18 protein-coding genes are annotated in these 16722 nt (G+C 44.6%); 10 read left to right on the top strand and 8 right to left on the bottom strand.

What is annotated here, in order from left to right; genetic code table 11:
• Position 1 precedes the first annotated feature (1 nt).
• From DB520_RS18330 to DB520_RS26785, 6 genes are all read right to left on the bottom strand, one after another.
• Positions 2–2419 carry a TonB-dependent receptor gene (locus DB520_RS18330; RefSeq protein WP_114751375.1) on the bottom strand — a complete coding sequence of 806 codons (2418 nt, stop codon included), beginning with the start codon at positions 2417–2419 and terminating at the stop codon, positions 2–4.
• 224 nt (positions 2420–2643) lie between these two features.
• Entirely contained in the window at positions 2644–2904 is a 261-nt protein-coding gene (locus DB520_RS18325; protein ID WP_157972163.1) for a hypothetical protein, read from the bottom strand.
• Between the two features lie 144 nt (positions 2905–3048).
• A complete protein-coding gene (locus DB520_RS18320) occupies positions 3049–3468 on the bottom strand; it encodes a hypothetical protein (RefSeq protein ID WP_114751232.1) in 420 nt (139 codons plus the stop codon).
• Positions 3469–3527: 59 nt separating this feature from the next.
• Positions 3528–3977, bottom strand: coding sequence for a hypothetical protein (locus DB520_RS18315; RefSeq protein ID WP_114751231.1), 450 nt, complete (start codon positions 3975–3977; stop codon positions 3528–3530).
• A gap of 67 nt (positions 3978–4044) precedes the next feature.
• The gene (locus tag DB520_RS18310; RefSeq protein WP_114751230.1) at positions 4045–4269 is read right to left on the bottom strand and encodes a hypothetical protein; all 225 of its coding nucleotides are present in this window, start codon (positions 4267–4269) and stop codon (positions 4045–4047) included.
• A 4-nt stretch (positions 4270–4273) separates the two neighbouring features.
• Positions 4274–4432: a hypothetical protein gene (locus DB520_RS26785; protein ID WP_157972162.1), complete on the bottom strand. Its 159-nt coding sequence runs from the start codon at positions 4430–4432 to the stop codon at positions 4274–4276.
• 376 nt (positions 4433–4808) lie between these two features.
• Between DB520_RS26785 and DB520_RS18305 the strand changes: the two genes are divergently transcribed.
• The 9 genes from DB520_RS18305 (at position 4809) to DB520_RS18265 (ending at position 12661) form a co-directional block, all read left to right on the top strand.
• Positions 4809–5774, top strand: coding sequence for a vWA domain-containing protein (locus tag DB520_RS18305; protein WP_114751229.1), 966 nt, complete (start codon positions 4809–4811; stop codon positions 5772–5774).
• Positions 5775–5786: 12 nt separating this feature from the next.
• Complete coding sequence (locus DB520_RS18300) at positions 5787–6449, top strand: hypothetical protein (protein ID WP_114751228.1); 663 nt, start codon at positions 5787–5789, stop codon at positions 6447–6449.
• Entirely contained in the window at positions 6421–7047 is a 627-nt protein-coding gene (locus tag DB520_RS18295) for a hypothetical protein (RefSeq protein WP_114751227.1), read from the top strand. Before DB520_RS18300 ends, DB520_RS18295 begins: the two co-directional genes overlap by 29 nt.
• Before the next feature lie 31 nt (positions 7048–7078).
• Positions 7079–8257, top strand: coding sequence for an acetyl-CoA C-acyltransferase (locus DB520_RS18290; RefSeq protein ID WP_114751374.1), 1179 nt, complete (start codon positions 7079–7081; stop codon positions 8255–8257).
• A gap of 83 nt (positions 8258–8340) precedes the next feature.
• Positions 8341–9402, top strand: coding sequence for a toxin-antitoxin system YwqK family antitoxin (locus DB520_RS18285; RefSeq protein WP_114751226.1), 1062 nt, complete (start codon positions 8341–8343; stop codon positions 9400–9402).
• A gap of 71 nt (positions 9403–9473) precedes the next feature.
• A complete protein-coding gene (locus DB520_RS18280; protein WP_114751225.1) occupies positions 9474–10403 on the top strand; it encodes a phosphoribosylaminoimidazolesuccinocarboxamide synthase in 930 nt (309 codons plus the stop codon).
• 158 nt (positions 10404–10561) lie between these two features.
• On the top strand, positions 10562–10942 hold the full coding sequence (locus tag DB520_RS18275) for an STAS domain-containing protein (protein WP_114751224.1): 381 nt from the start codon (positions 10562–10564) through the stop codon (positions 10940–10942).
• Position 10943: 1 nt separating this feature from the next.
• Positions 10944–11861 carry a ribonuclease Z gene (locus tag DB520_RS18270; protein ID WP_114751223.1) on the top strand — a complete coding sequence of 306 codons (918 nt, stop codon included), beginning with the start codon at positions 10944–10946 and terminating at the stop codon, positions 11859–11861.
• Positions 11861–12661: a queuosine precursor transporter gene (locus DB520_RS18265; protein WP_114751222.1), complete on the top strand. Its 801-nt coding sequence runs from the start codon at positions 11861–11863 to the stop codon at positions 12659–12661. The genes DB520_RS18270 and DB520_RS18265 overlap by 1 nt, the downstream gene beginning before the upstream one ends.
• A gap of 56 nt (positions 12662–12717) precedes the next feature.
• On the opposite strand, the gene DB520_RS18260 is transcribed toward DB520_RS18265, so the two are convergent.
• Positions 12718–13971, bottom strand: coding sequence for a cation:proton antiporter (locus tag DB520_RS18260; RefSeq protein ID WP_114751221.1), 1254 nt, complete (start codon positions 13969–13971; stop codon positions 12718–12720).
• Positions 13972–13980: 9 nt separating this feature from the next.
• Positions 13981–14811 carry a universal stress protein gene (locus tag DB520_RS18255; protein ID WP_114751220.1) on the bottom strand — a complete coding sequence of 277 codons (831 nt, stop codon included), beginning with the start codon at positions 14809–14811 and terminating at the stop codon, positions 13981–13983.
• A gap of 305 nt (positions 14812–15116) precedes the next feature.
• On the opposite strand from DB520_RS18255, the gene DB520_RS18250 reads away from it, so the two are divergent.
• Positions 15117–16718, top strand: a complete 1602-nt coding sequence (locus tag DB520_RS18250; RefSeq protein WP_114751373.1) for a M14 family metallopeptidase — start codon at positions 15117–15119, stop codon at positions 16716–16718.
• Positions 16719–16722: the final 4 nt, after the last annotated feature.

Raw genomic sequence — 16722 nt, 5'->3', positions numbered from 1 at the left:
CCTAAAACTCAAAATTATACGTCACAGCGGGTAGAATCCCAAACAAATAAGTCATTATTACTCCGGGTCTTACAGAGGTAATTTCTTCACCTGAACCCGGGGAAGCAGTAATATCGTTGTTGTAAATATCCGCAAACTGGTAAGAAAAAGGATTCTTCCTATTATATACGTTATATATACTGAAATTCCAGCTTCCTCTCCACCATCGGCCCTTGTCCTTGTTCTTCAAATTCACTGATAAGTCCATCCTATGGTAATCGGGAAACCTGTCCTCATTACGCCTTGGGCCATATAGAGGCACCCGTTGGTTATCCACCCGATACGAACCTACAGGAAAGGTAACAGCCACCCCAGTGGTATAGATAAAGGTGCCGGAAACCTCCACCCTCTCGTTGATTTTGTGGTTTAACACCACACTTACATCATGGGGCCTGTCAAAGCGGGGATTAAAGGGCTCATCCTCATTGATGCCTGGTATCTGCCTGAACACCCTAGACCAGGTATAGCTGATCCAACCGGTGGTATTTCCCACATTTTTTCTCAACATCCACTCCACCCCATAGGCCCAGCCCTTACCTGCCAACATCTCTGTCTCCACGTTGTCATTAAAAAGTACATTGGCTCCTTGTCTAAGGTCTATGATGCGGTCGAAGTCCTTATAATACCCTTCCAGGGAAAACTCATATTGGTTATTGAACAAATTCTTGAAAACCCCCAGTGAATATTGATCGCTTCTGATAGGCTCAATATACCTGCCTGCCGGCACCCACCTGTCTATGGGTAAGCCCGCAGAACTGTTGGTGGCAATTTGGATATATTGAAAGTTTCGGTTGTAAGCCCCTTTTAGCGAAAGCCCTTCTCCAAGGAGGTACCTTGCAGCCAGTCTTGGTTCTAAACCATAATAAGAAGCCATATTTTCCCCAAAGGAATAGCTCAGGGTATCTATAATATTCCCTGTATTAGGATCATCTCCCTCATACAAGTAATTCACCCCTCTTCCAATTTGTTGGTATTGACTAAGGCGAATCCCTGCTTCCACAGACAATGTAGGCGAAAACTCATGGTCCACATTGAGGAAGATATTGTTTTGCCATCCCGTTCTAGGATTAGTGCTAATGGGCTCGATGCTGCTGCCCGCATTGGGGTTCAGGTTCAAAGGACTGAAATGATAGACTTGGCTATGCAGGCCGGTGTGGATTTGGGTTTGCTCGGAGTGAAGGTATGTCAATTGCCCCCTTATTCCTGACTCTGAAAAATCATTGTTCCACCTGAAACCGGTATCCTCATCATTAAAGGAAATCAGATAATTGTAATAACTATGGTAAGCTGTAACATCCAAATAGAGCTGTTCATTGATAGTTCTGTTCCAGTTCAGGGAACTGATCCAGTTGTTCCATCCAAGACCGAATTGTTCACTCAAACCCAAATAATCGGCGCCATAATAACTGGAGAAGGTAAGCTTATCTTTATCCTTTATACGCCACATCAACTTCCCGCTTAAATCATAAAAATAGAGCTGGTTGTTACGGATATTTTCATTGGGGGAAAAAGCCAAAAAGACATCTGCATAAGTCCTTCTTCCAGACAGTACAAAGGAGGATTTATCCGAAAACAAGGGGCCATCCACCGTCACCCTCGAACTGATACTTCCTATTCCGCCTTCTCCTTTCACCCTTTGGGTGTTGCCTTCTTTGAGGCTAATATCTACCAAGGAAGACAATCTTCCTCCATAATTGGCCGGTATATGCCCCTTGTAGAGTTGCACGTCATCCAGTGCGTCGGGATTAAATACGGAGAAAAAGCCAAAGAAATGCGAGGGATTGAAAATAGGTGCTCCATCGATTTGCACCAGGTTTTGATCTGCGGACCCACCCCTGATAAACAGCCCTGTGGTTCCCTCTCCTGCGGTATTTACCCCCGGCAATAGCTGTAAACCCCTCAGCAGGTCCACCTCCCCAAAAAGGGCAGGGATGTTTTTGAGTTGGGTAATCGGAACGGTGGTCTTCCCCAATTCCAAGCTCACCACGTTGCTATCCGGTCTTCGGTCACTTACCACCACCTCATCTAAGCTCATCTCATCTGGGGAAAGGAAAAACTTCAGTGGCTTATCCAGGTCTTTTTCTACAATCTCCCTCTTAATTTGTGCATATCCCATAAAGGATATCACCAAAAACCTAGGCAGTTCCTCCACTTTTATCCTGAATTCACCTCCGGACCCTGTGACCGTGCCTTTTTGAGGTGCATATTCCCAATATACATTGGCACCGGGCACCGCTTCCCCTGTCGCTTTGTCCCGCACCTCACCGACTACCAGGTTTCCCTCTTGAGCCAGTGTTTCTAAGGCCAAGCAGCTGAATAGGAATATAAAGCAAACGAATTTGGTGCTTGTTATCTTTAATAATAGGTGGTTTGAGTACATGGATAATGTAAAAAAAGTCATTTTATTCGCTTTCCAATAGGGTCCTTTATCTCTTACTTCCAACTTAATCCTATTGGTTAACGCAATTCGGATCATTGAGTTGACAAATAACACGCTTTTTTTTGTGAATAATCACTTTGGATAATAAGCCCCAATCCTGAGGAATTCAATGTAGAACCATCCCCCATTTTCAATGATTTATGATCACCTGAAAGCCTTGTTGATCACCAGCCTTCATGATAGTTCCCTTCAATTTTTTTACGCTGTTCTCCGCTGACGGTTAAAATCTTGGTTAATTTATCCAGTAGGAATGTATTATCATAAACATAAATCTTATCATGTATTCCAAAATCTCCGTAAACGGTTTTCAAGGATTGAATATAATGTTCAAACCCATTTTCGGATTCAGTAATTTTGGATTCAACTACTTTATCATATATACCTAAAGTACCACAGCCCCATAAATATTCAATCAACTCTTTCACTTTCCCCATTGATTTTTCGCCATTGTAAATGCCAATTGTATCAATATCTGTGAATCTATCATGAAGCGAAATGAAATAGGTATTTTATTATGATTTTCGCCATTTAAAGCAACTTTCCCCTTTGACTTTATACACTTACTCTTCTCACCTCACCCGCTCAAAATACACCAAAGGCCCGTCCAAATGAGGATTATCCACAATCACCATCCCTTCCGCTGATAGGTAGCATCCATATACCCTTTCCCCAATCTCCAATTTCCCAACCATAGTATATCCCTGCCAACTCGTGGTGTCCTGATCATAGAAATCGTAGGTGTGTTCGCCTTCTCCAGGGCCCCAGGACGGGGTGCCAAGGACATTCTCCACCTTCATCCTTCCACCCATTCCAAACACAAATAATATCCGGTCTCCCGAATAGTCAACAATGGTCATACTCCTAGCCTCCATCAACTTCCATTTTCCAGTGATGCCTACATAGGGTTCTTCTTTTTCACCACATTGCACAAAGCAAAGCAGGGTTGGAAAGGATAAACTCCAAAGTAGTTGCTTCACGGTTAGCTTCATTATCCTGTTTTGTTTTTAGTTCGAGGCAAGGTTATTTTCCTATTAATAGGACTTATCCATCATTCTACCCTTATCAGGGTAATTAATGGCCCATCCACCGCCCTTAAATCCAGCTCCATAATTCCATCAGTAATGGAAATCCATAATTTCCTATTTCCCAAAACTAGGGTATACTCATGAAAGTCGCTGACGGTATTTTCAATTAGCTCATACGTGCTACCGTCGCTTCTATCCCCACCTGCCAAATCATCTGTTCTGTCCCTAGAAATGGAAAGTATGCCGTCTTCTCTGAAATGATAAATGATTCGGTCACAGGAATAATCCTCTTCCACTGGCCCTTCCAACCAATGGAATGCCCACACGCTTACCAACTTCCAAGTTCCGATAATTTCATTATCATCCCCGGCCGAGGGTACAACCTCACATCCCTGGATGGGGTCTTCTGGCTCCGAACATGCGAGGCAGCAAAGGAAGATAAGAATCATTACGTCAAAATATCGTTTTTTCATGGTAATTTTTTTTTAAACTTTGGTTAAGGTCTTTCCCTTTTCAATTTCATGGCTTTTTCGCCGCCTATCATTCTACCCTTATCAGGGTAAGGACTGGCCCATCTAGGGGTGAATCATTTATTTCCATCACCCCTTCTTCAATGGTTAGCATAGGGTTTCTGGTCATACTGCCACTGCCTAGCTTTAATAGATATCCGTTAGTGGAATAAATCGTGTCTTCCACAACGTCAAATTGCTTACCATCCCCAAATGCCCCCAAATGATCCTCAACATCGCTCGTGACGGAGAGCATTCCGTCATCCTGAAAATCCTACCAGCTTCCACTTCCCCCTGATGTCCTCATCAGAGCCATTTACCGGAATAACTGTACATTTCATTTCAGGATTTTCCGACTGCATGCATGCGGTGGTATAGCAAAGGGCGAATAGTATAAGTAAGGAATAGCAGTTCTTCATTGATTTTAATTTTCTCTCTTAAACATTCGTAATTTAATACAACGGCCACCTTATCGCCTATTTTCAATACGTGACAAACTTAGAAAGTGCTACTTTAATCCTTGGTTTTTATTAAAAAAATAACAATCGGAGAAAACACTACCCACATTGCTAAGCGCAGGCTTTCCTCGTTGAGGATTTTATAGGCAAAAGGAAATCAAGTGATCAGCTACCCGTACGAGAATTCAAAAAACAACCCAAATTTGAAGAAAAAGTTGGGGCACAATACACTAATCTGCGAGAAAAGCAGAGCATTGATGGAGGGGCATTTATTGCCACTCAACAATAATTAACTTCGAATTATTTCGTTTCGCAGATAAATACTTAATTTCATGCCATGATTTGGGCCTATCCTGATTTCCGATTGCTATTACTATTTGTGGGGCTTTTTGCCCTGCTCTACATCCTGTACCTGGTTCGGTTTTGGAAAATTAACCGTAAGCTGAAAGTGAAAAAGAGAAGGTTGATCTGGAAAATGGTGCTCCGCACTGTTTATTTCGTCCTGTTTATGATCGCCCTATCCGGTCCCTCCGTGGGCAGTGCCATGAAGGAAATCAAGCAGGAAGGCAAGGACATCTTCCTGGCCATTGACTTGTCACAATCCATGAACGCCCAGGACATCAACCCCAGCAGGTTGCAGCGGGTGAAATTTGAACTGAAAAACCTGGTGAAGAACTTTAGCTCAGACAGGCTGGGCATAATCATCTTTTCTTCTGAGGCCTTTATCCAATGCCCTCTCACCTTTGATCAAAACGTGATTCAATTGCACCTGGATGGGCTAAATACCAGTCTGGTACCCAACTATGGTACGGATATCGCCGCCCCACTGAACATGGCTTATCAAAAATTCCAGAACGAAAACGATCAGGAAAACAAATCCAAGGCCATCATCTTGGTGAGCGATGGAGAAGATTTTGGGGAGAATTTGCCCCCGGTACTGGATAAATTAGCCGAGGAAGGCATTAAAGTCTTCAGCTTGGGGATAGGGACTGAGGAAGGCGCCAGCATACCACGGGGAAACAGCGTAGTGATGGATCCACAAACCAACAGGCCTGCAATCTCCCGACTGGATGCCACCAACCTGAAAACCATTGCCACCCGTACCGATGGTGCCTATTTTGAACTGAGTGACTTGACTCAGGAAATCCCTCAGTTGATCAATGCCATAGAGCGGCTGGAGGGCACCGTAACGGCCAGCAGGATGGTGGAAGCATCGGCAAACAAATATTTCTACTTTCTATCTGCAGCTTTGGTACTTGCCTTGCTGGACATGATGTTGCCCGTAAAAACACTTTCTTTCTAAACCAATCCATAAATGTCACCTGCATTCACCACCTTTTTGTTTATCCTCCTTATCATCCCTAATTCCTGGAAGGAAATCGGGGAGAGGAATAAAGCGTTAAGAGAAGCGGAAAGGGCATTCAAAACCGCGGACTTCGAGAATTCAGTGAGACAGCACCTGGCACTGAGCACGGAATTCGGGATGGACGACCCTGCCTTGAGGTTTAATTTGGCGCTGAGCTACCAAAACAACGGACAAGAAGAGGAGGCAGGCAAAAATTACGAAACCTTAATTAGGAGCAGGGACAGCAAAATTGCTTCCTTTGCTGCCAATCAAAGTGGGGTCCTCGCTGGAAACGATAGGGAATACAAGCAGGCGTTAAACTATTTTAAAACTTCACTGATAAGGAACCCAGACAACGAGGTGGCTCGTTATAACTATGAACTGTTAAGTCGTTGGCTGGAGGAAAACGAAGACGAACAGGAGCAAGATGAAAGTGAGGATCAGGATAAAATGGAGCCCTCCAACTATGCCAAAAGGATGAAGGCACAAGCAGATGCCATGGTGGATCAATTCCGCTTTGAGCAGGCTCTGGACATTATGAACAGGGCATTGGAAATCGACGAGACAGTAGCCTATTATGAAGGCTTTATTAACCACTTGAATGATGTCAAAGAAATTAACCAACAGCAATAATCTACTGCCCACCATGTTGGTGGCTGTGCTGCTCTGTCTTGTTCACCAAGGTTTCGCACAGTCCGAAACCGAATATTTTAACCGTGCCGCTAAGCAGTACGTAAACGAAGATTTTCCCGGCACCGGCCAGATTCTTGCGGAAGGGCTTCAGAAATACCCCAATGATGCCAAACTCAACGCCCTTTTGGAAAAGCTACAACGGGATGAAGAGGATCAAAAAAAGCAGGATCAGCAACAACAGGATCAGGACCAAACCGATCAACAGGACCAGCAGGACCAAAGTGACGAACAGAAAGACGGGGAAGGTGACGAGCAAACCGACGAGGACGGAGCAGAAGATAGTGACGAGATGGATGACCCCCGTGGTGAACAATCCCAACAAGAAGAACCAACAGAAGAGCCGAGCACACAGGAAAGCGACCTGAGTGATAGGGAACAAGAAATGGAAGAATTGAGGGATAGGTTGCAGGAAATGAACATCACTCCGGAACAGGCAGCTCAGATCCTTGATGCCATGAACAGTAACGAGCTGCAGTTTATCCAGCAAAACAGAAAGAAACCCACCCAGCGTCCGCCACGGGGTTTGCCCGAATGGTAGGATTTTTACCTTTAACAATGGCCTTATGCAATTGAGAGAAGTTTATATCGTGTCTCTGTCCCGTACACCAATGGGAAGCTACGGTGGCAGCCTTAGTGGCCTTACAGCAGTGGAACTAGGCAGTAAAGCCATTAAAGCAGCAATGGAGAAAGCCTCTCTTCCCGTATCCGAGGTACAAGAGGTGATTATGGGAAACGTTTTGTCCGCGAATCTTGGACAAGCTCCAGCCAGACAGGCTGCCATAGGTGCTGGAATCGGATATAATGTTCCCTGTACCACCATAAACAAGGTTTGTGCATCGGGAATGAAGGCCATGACACTGGCCGCCCAGGCTATTATGACCGGACAGCAGGATGTGATCATTGCAGGGGGCATGGAAAGTATGAGCAATGTCCCCCATTACATCCCCCATGCACGGTTTGGCTATAAGTTTGGAAATGGGGAGTTGGTGGATGGTTTAATGAAAGACGGACTTTTTGAAGCTTACAACAAATTCCCTATGGGCAACTGTGCAGAAAATACAGCTAAAAAGATGGGCATAAGCCGAGAGGATCAAGATGCCTATGCAATACAATCTTACCAAAGGGCCGAGACAGCTTGGAAAAAAGGCAACTTCAATGCGGAAGTACATCCCATCACCCTGAAGGGCAAAAAAGGAGAGGTAATAGAGTTTACCGAAGATGAAGAATACCAGAAGGTAAATGTGGAAAAAATCCCCCATTTACGTCCCGTATTTGACAAAGAGGGTACCGTAACCGCCGCTAACGCCTCCACCATGAATGATGGTGCTGCAGCTTCGGTGCTAATGAGTAAGGAAAAAGCAGAATCCCTTGGGCTAAGTCCCATTGCCAAAATTGTAGCTTTTGCCGATGCCGCACAGGATCCTCTGTGGTTTACAACGGCTCCGGCTTTGGCCATCCCAAAAGCCTTGAAACTTGCAGGGCTTTCCCTCCAGGATATTGACTATTTTGAAATTAACGAGGCTTTTGCCGCGGTTGCCATTGCCAACCAAAGGAACCTGGAGATATCCAGTGATAAGTTAAACGTGTATGGAGGAGCAGTTGCCTTGGGCCATCCCCTAGGCTGTTCGGGTGCCCGTATTGTGGCCACCCTGCATTCCGTGCTTCAGCAAGAAGGGGGTACCCTTGGTGTAGCCGGGATTTGTAACGGTGGAGGGGGAGCCTCTGCCATGATCATAGAGAAATTATAGAAAATTTGAACCTCTTGCCTGCACATATATCCGATTGTACTGAAAAAGGACTTTTTTTAATCTCCTTGCTCTTCCTTCTTGCGATGAACTCCCTAGTAGCCCAAGGCGTAAAAAGAACCTACTACGATGAGGAACAACTCTTATTGAGGGAAAAATATGAGATAAGCCCAGACAGCATCCCTCACGGCACCTATGAGTTGTATTACGAGGAAGGGAGTTTGGCCCAAACCGGGCAGTTTGAGGAAGGAAAAAAGGAAGGGTATTTCGTGGATTATTTCCCCGACACCAAGGACACCTTGAAGGTAACCTACTTTGGCGACAACCAAAGGGTTGGGCCTGTGAAATCCTACCATAGAAATGGGGAGCTTGCTCAGGTTTCCATCTATGAAAACAACGCCCTGGAAGGGGAGGTCAAAACCTTTGATGAAAAGGGCAACCTAATGCGTAAGACTCATTTCCAGGCAGGAGTACCTCACGGCCCCTATTCCAGCTATTACCCCAGCGGACAGGTGGAAGAAGAAGGCAGGTATGAGCAAGGAAAAAAGTCTGGCAACCTTAGGGAGTACGATGAGGAGGGGAACCTTATCTTTGAGGCTTATTATGAGATGGACGAGTTATCCGGGGAACACTCCACCTATTATTCCGATGGGCAACTGGCTACCAAAAACCACTACCAGCGAGGGGTGAAACACGGGGAAAGCCTGGCCTACTATGAAAATGGTCAATTAGAGAGGAAAGGGAACTTCAGAAAGGGACTTCCCCATGGTGAATTTTTCACCTACAGTCCGGAAGGACAACTTATCGAAGAGGCATTTTATAAAAGGGGACTGAAAAGTGGAACCTTCAAGCGTTTCCATACAAATGGCCAGGTAAAACAAGTGTTGCAGCATGACAAAAGAGGCAGATTAACCCTTTCCGAGTCCTTCGACGAGAAGGGAAACCGGGTGCAGCAAATTACCTATTTTGAGGGAGAGCTTCATGGAAACACCAAGAATTTTTTCTCCAATGGCAATATAGCCGAGATTGTTCCATACCGGTACGGGAGGCTGGAAGGTAAGTACCAAAAATTTGACGAGGAAGGTGAGCTGGTATTGGAAAAAACCTATCTGAAAGGAAAGGAGATTGCTGAAAAATCTTACAAATAATAAGAAGTATAGGACGATAAACTCCCTATTGTCTGTATTTTTGCCCCATCAACATCAGTAGCAATTTACCCATGGGTATCAAGGAAACCAATTTTAATTTTGAGGAACAAGAAGGGTTCTACAGAGGAAAGGTTAGAGATGTTTATTTTTTCAAGGAAAAGCTGGCGGTAATCGCCTCTGACCGAATTTCTGCCTTCGACGTGGTATTGCCCGAAGCCATCCCTTATAAAGGACAGGTGCTTAATCAAATCGCAGCTTATTTTCTTTCTGCCACCAAGGATGTGGTTCCTAATTGGTCTGAGCTCTTCCCGGATCCTAATGTCACCATCGGTAAACGTTGTGAACCATTTAAGGTGGAAATGGTTATCAGAGGGTATTTGGCTGGGCATGCCTGGCGAACCTACAGGGATGGAAAAAGATCCCTGTGTGGTGTCCGTCTGCCCGAAGGCTTAAAGGAAAACGATCCGCTGCCAGCACCTATCATCACTCCCACTACTAAGGCAGATGAGGGTCATGATGAGGACATTTCCAGAGCGGAAATTTTGGCCAAGGGTATAGTTGCCGAAAAAGACTACCAGATAATGGAGGATTATACACAGAAGCTATTTCAGAAAGGCACTGAGATGGCCAGGGAAAAGGGGTTGATCCTGGTGGACACCAAGTACGAATTCGGGAAATTTAAGGATGAAATCATGGTAATCGACGAAATCCACACCCCCGACTCCTCCAGGTATTTCTATGCAGACGGATTTGAAGAGCGGCAGCAAAATGGGGAGGAACAAAAGCAGCTCTCCAAGGAATTTGTGAGACAATGGCTCATCAGCGAGGGTTTTCAGGGTAAAGAGGGACAGAAAATACCTGAAATGAATGAGGGGAGGGTCAGCAGCATCTCCGAAAGATATATAGAACTTTATGAAAAAATTACAGGAGAGGCCTTTATCAAGCAGGATTATTCCAATGCTCAGCGGCGCATAGAAAATTCCATAGTGGCCAATTTATAAATATTTGTAAATTTGTAGGAAGACGGATTCTTTAACATGGAGCATATAAGAAATCGAGCCTGCCTACCGGACAGGCAAGCATGAGGAAAACCTCACACGGAGGGATGATAATAATCATGCGAAATTCCATGTGCCCATTAAGAAACAATTATAAACAAATGAAATATACAGTAGATAAAAAAGAGCAATACGTAGTGTTCACCCTTTTGGAAGATAAACTAGACACTGCCTTGTCCCCGCACCTGAAGTCTGAACTCCTTACTGTGCATGCAGAGGGGTACCGGAACCTGGTGCTGGATATGAGCCAAGTGAAATATACCGATTCAAGTGGGTTGAGTGCTTTACTTGTAGGCAACAGGACCTTTAGCGAAGGCGGTGGGATTTTTGTGATTGCCTCTCCCAAAGAACATGTGATGAAATTGATTAAAATTTCCATGCTAGACAAGGTGCTGAAGGTGGTGGATTCCCATGAAGAGGCGGCAGAGGCTATTTTTATCCATGAAATAGACAACGGGGAAGAGGACGAATCACTAGACTAGGTTGGAATTTCAGGTAACGGTACTTGGGGCAAATTCCGCAGCCCCAGCCCATGGAAGGAACCAGACATCGCAGGTGGTTCAAATGGGGAGCCATGTCTTCTTGGTGGATTGTGGGGAAGGTACTCAGCATCAGCTCAGGAAATTTAAGGTTAAATTTTCCAAAGTAGGTCATATATTCATTTCCCACCTTCATGGAGACCACTACCTGGGGCTGATGGGTATTATCTCCACTTTTCACCTCAACAACCGCAAACACCCTCTTTACATTCACGGGCCAAAGGGACTGGATGAAATCATTACTCTGCAATTGAAATATGCACGTACCTTACTCCGGTTTCCCCTCTACTTCATTCCCACTGATCCGGGTGGCCAAAAAGAATTACTGGATCTCCCTGAGCTCAAGATCACCAGTTTCCCCCTACTTCACAGAGTGCCTTGCACGGGGTTTTTGTTCCAGGAAAAAACCAGAAACCGAAAACTGATCAAGGAAAAGATCCGAGACCTTGAAAACAACGTTGAGGCCATTAAAACCCTGTCCATGGGGCTGGATGTAAGAGATGATACGGGAAAGGTGGTCTACGCGGTGGAAGACTTCTGCCATCCTGGAAATCCTCCCAGGAAATATGCTTTTTGCTCAGATACCATTTACCATCCCGAAATAATAAAATATATCCAAAACGTGGACCTTTTGTACCATGAAGCCACATTCATGGAAGCAGAAAAATTAAGGGCACAGCAGACCTTCCACAGCACCGCAGAGCAGGCAGCAAGGATTGCCAGGGATGCCGATGTTAAGCAACTATTATTAGGGCATTACTCCACAAGATATATTGATTTGTACCCATTGCTATGGGAAGCTAAAAACATTTTCGAACCTACGATGCTTGGAGAAGAAGGCAACACTTACCTTATCCACTGATGGCAGATAAAGAAAGGATATTCCAATCGAAAAAAACCAACTTATTCATCATCCTGTCCGGGATTTTCCTTACGAATGCCATTTTGGCTGAAATCATAGGGGTGAAAATCTTTTCCGGTGAAAGAACCATAGGGACAGACCCTGTAGGATGGACCTTCTTCGGGAACTACGTGCTGGATTTTAATCTTACGGCCGGGGCGGTTATTTGGCCCATCGTATTTATCACCACGGACATTATCAATGAATATTTTGGCAAAAAAGGAGTAAGGAAAATAAGTTTTATCACAGCAGGTTTCATCGCCTATATATTTTTTGTGATAGTCGCGGTAACGGCCCTTCCACCGGCAGATTTTTGGTTGGAGGTAAATGCTGAGGATAATGAAGGCAACCCCTTTAATATAGATTATGCCTTCAATGTGGTTTTCAGGCAGGGGCTAGGTATCATTATTGGTTCACTTGTGGCCTTTCTTTTAGGGCAGTTGATTGATGTATTTGTGTTTCAGAAATTAAGAAGAATCACAGGGGCAAAAATGATTTGGCTCAGAGCCACCGGCAGTACCCTGGTTTCTCAATTTATTGATTCATTCGTAGTACTAGGAATAGCTTTTTTCCTGTTTGGCAACTGGTCCATTCAGCAGGTTATTGCCGTGGGAATTGTGAATTACATCTACAAGTTCGTGGTGGCCATAGTTCTCACCCCCCTGCTTTATGTAGGGCACGGATTAATAGACAATTACCTAGGGAAGGAATTTGCAGATAAGATGACAGATGAAGCATCAGCGGACACATCGTTTATTTAATGAATAAAAGACCTATAAGGTTTATAAAACCTTATAGGTTTAGGTTCTCATTTATACTACACCGAAGGTTCAGGTAGGTCATCCGACTTTTTGGTGCTCCACTTCATCAATGGCCCACTGGTCATACTGGTGATTATGGCCATCACCACTAGGGCCACGAAAAGGCGCTCATCTATGAGCCCGTTTTCCAAGGCGATTAACCCCAAAATAATCTCCATGGCGCCCCTGGCATTCATGCCAAAGCCTACAGCCAGGGACTCCTTCATGTCAAAACCTACTCTCCAAGCTCCTAGCCCACTACCTATTATTTTTCCCGCAAAGGAAATGACCAAAACGGCCAAGATAAGCATTATGTCAAAATTGGCAATAAAGTTGATTTTAAGCCCTATGGACACAAAAAACAGGGGGGCGAATATGTTGTTGATAAATTGATGGACGATTTCCTTTGCCCGTTCGGACATGTGTTCACTATCCCCTAAAGCGACCCCAAACAAGAATGCCCCAAATATGGCATGTATTCCCAACCACTCGGTAAAGGCTGCAGCCAAAAAACAAAGCGCAATGGATAAAGAAAGCACACCTCCGGGCCAGGCAAGTTTTTTGTTGATCCAGGGTAAGATACGGTTGACTATGGCCTTCACCACCGTGAGCATAAAAAAGGTGAACAAAAGGGTGAGCCCTATGGTCTGCACCAAAGAAAGGCTACTTGCTTTTCCCATAAAGGATAAAATAACCGAGAAAATCAACCAACCTATGATATCATTCACCATAGCCGCAGCTACGATCAGCATGCCCATTTTGGTTTTAAATAGGTCCAAGTCCATTAAAATCCTCACCACTACCGGCAACGCGGTAATGGACATGGCCGTTCCCATAAATAGGGAAAACAACAGCCGGTTGCCATCCGCTAGCCCAAAAAAGTCCGGAAAGGTATAAGGGAATAGGAACCCGAGTGCAAAGGGCACCACCAGCCCCATCAGGCTGATGCTGATTGCTGCCTTGCCCTGTGACCACACCAGGTGTAACTCCACCTCCAAGCCTGCAATAAAGAGCAAAAGAATTACCGCTATTTGTACAAACCCGTCCAAAGCCATGGCAGACGAGGGGTTATCCATAAACAAGGACTGAAACAAGTCAGGGAAAAGTCCTCCCAATATGGTGGGGCCGAGAAGAATACCCGCCATCAATTCCCCCACTACGGCGGGCTGCTTAAGCTTCCTAGCCCCTTCTGCCAAAAGGCGGGCAAGGATCAGCATGGCAGCTAGCTGTAGTAAAAGATTGATTACCTCATTATGGGAAAGTCCTTCCATGGATGGGGATTATTTTTTGATAATTAAAAGATTACAAGGCAGGTTACCCAAAATATCCTCCATATCGTGAGGAAACAACCTGTCAAAAAAAGTGAGATTCTCTTCCCCCCCTAGTACCAACATATCGGCCTCAATACTTTCGCTGAATTTGGCAAGCTCATGCGCCCACCTTCCCGAGGTCACTTTTATGTTGATATTTAAATCTCCCTTATCGATATCCTTTAAAATGTTTTCTACATAGTGTATTTCATCATTGACCAAGGTTTTCCTCTTTTTGGAAACTTCCTCCTCATTACCCTCACCAATTGTAGCCATTTGAAGGCCGTACATTTTAATTTCATTCAGGATAAAAACCTGCTTGGCCTTTTCCGCTTTACAAAATTCTATACCCTGCTTGATTACATAGGGGGTCTGGGCTAACTGGGTGCCATTAATTACCACCTTGTGAAAGGCAGTGGGCTTTACCATGGGTTCAATCAATACCATCACCGAACATTTCGCCTTTCGGATGATTTTTCTGGCCACGCTCCCTATGAAATAGGTGAAAAGAAACTCCGTCTTCATCGCTCCTATCACCAACAAGTCCACTTTTTGGGCATTGCAATTCTGAATTATCCTCTTTGAAGGCTTGCCTTCATCCCAAATCACCTCTATACTGCCTTTGTCAATCTGGTACTTTTGAAGCAGTTTTTCCAGCTTTTGCTTGTTTTCATCTGTTTCCTTACCAATGTGGATCAGGAGCAAAGTAGCACCATGAAGCTCCTGCAGCCGCTTCACTTCGCAAATCAAAGCCTCACTTCTGGGAGAAAAGGCAATCGCTAGGGCAATTTTCTTAAACATCATCTGAACTATCAGGATTAAAAATTTAAAATAGGTAAAAAACGGTAAACCTCTCTATAATTATATAACTAATAAAACTCCGATTTACTAAAATTATTTTTCATTGCCTTACATAAAGCATGAAATAATTATTAATAAGATATTTTAATTTGAATTAATTTATTCTTATAAAATATAATTACCTAATTGTGCCTTTTTCAAGATCTATCAAGAATTTCCACTTGTTTACTGGCTCTTTGCCTTTTCAGCATTTTGAGTTAATATTGGACATTAACCACTCATTCCACCTTTATACCCTAAAACGAATGGCAAAGGCATTATTGGTAGTAACACTTGCTCTCCTCGCTTTTGATTCCCCTGCCCAGGGAGACTATCCGACCCTCCAAAAAATTGAGCAACGCCTAAAGGACTTAGAAAGTAAATTTGCCGAAGCAAACTTGAAAAGCCTGGGACAGACCTTGGGAGGCAAAGAAATCTGGGCATTGGAAATAGGTACGGGAGACCTCGCTAAAAAACCGGCAATGGTAATCGCAGGAGGAGTGGAAGGTTATCACCTGCTAGGCGTTGAACTTTCCTTACAATTTGCAGAAAAACTCCTAGCAGACCATAAAAATAGCCTGCAAAAATCCACCTTTTATATTTTCCCCAATCTATCCCCTGATGCTTATGAGCAATATTTTTCCTCACTGAAATATGAGCGAAGGGGCAACGCCGTCGAGTTTGACCATGATAGGGACGGGCAGATCAGTGAAGATGGCTATGAAGACCTTAACGGGGATGGGCTTATCACCATGATGCGGGTGGCCACTCCTATAGGGGGCCATGTACCCATGGAAGGCAGGCCCGAACTGTTAAGACCTGCCAAAAAAAACCAGGGGGAAAAAGGACAATACCTCTATCTAAGTGAAGGGACGGACAAAGACAAAGATGGGGATTTAAATGAGGATCCCGAAGAAGGGATTGCATTTAACAAATCACTTACCTATCAATTTCCTGCCTTTGAACCTTTGGCAGGGGATTACCCCGTTTCCCAAGTAGAGTCTAGGCTTTTATTGGATTATTTATATGAGCACCCCAATATTTATACGGTTTTCACTTTCGGGCCTGCCGACAACCTCAGTAAGCCCCTTGCCCATGATTCCCAGAAAGCCTCTCAAAGGGTAGTGACATCCATTCAAAAAGAGGACGAGACCATCAACACATGGATTTCGGAAAAATACAAGGAACTATTGCCCGATGAGCCCTTCCACAGTGGGAATCAAGGCACAGATGGAGACTTCTTCCAATGGGCCTATTTTCACTTCGGCCGACTAAGCCTAAGTACACCTGGTTGGTTTTTGCCGGGCCTGAAAAACCCAGAAGGAAAAAACCATAGTTCCAAGGAAGCCAACTTCCTTACCTGGGCAGACAGTGTGGGGATGCAGGATGTCACCGTGGCATGGACCAAGGTGGAACACCCCGATTTTCCCGACAATACGGTGGAAGTAGGCGGCATCAAACCCTTTGTCCTTCACAACCCACCATTTGATCAGGTGGATAGCCTGGGTTCCCTCCATAGCGGCTTTATCGCAGCACTTTCGGAAATGCACCCCCAACTGGAATTTATGGATGTTAAAACCAAAGCCTTGGACAGGGGGTTAACACGAATCACAGTGAAATTGCACAACGACGCCCCATTGCCCACACATACCGCACTAGGCCAAAAATCCAGATGGCTCAAGAAGATCAGGGTGGACATTTCTACTGAGGCAGAAAACCTGCTCTCGGGAAATAAAATTACACTAATAGATTATCTGGATGCCTATGGGAGCCAGGAGCTTACCTGGATCGTAAAAGGAAAGGGTGACCTTACTATTCAAGCTGGGGCTCCCCATACCGGTTTCACTTCAATAGATGTCAAGCTGTAATTGC

Source organism: Pleomorphovibrio marinus, from assembly GCF_003347495.1.
Lineage (GTDB): Bacteria > Bacteroidota > Bacteroidia > Cytophagales > Cyclobacteriaceae > Pleomorphovibrio > Pleomorphovibrio marinus.
This window is presented reverse-complemented; position numbering and strand designations above follow the sequence as displayed.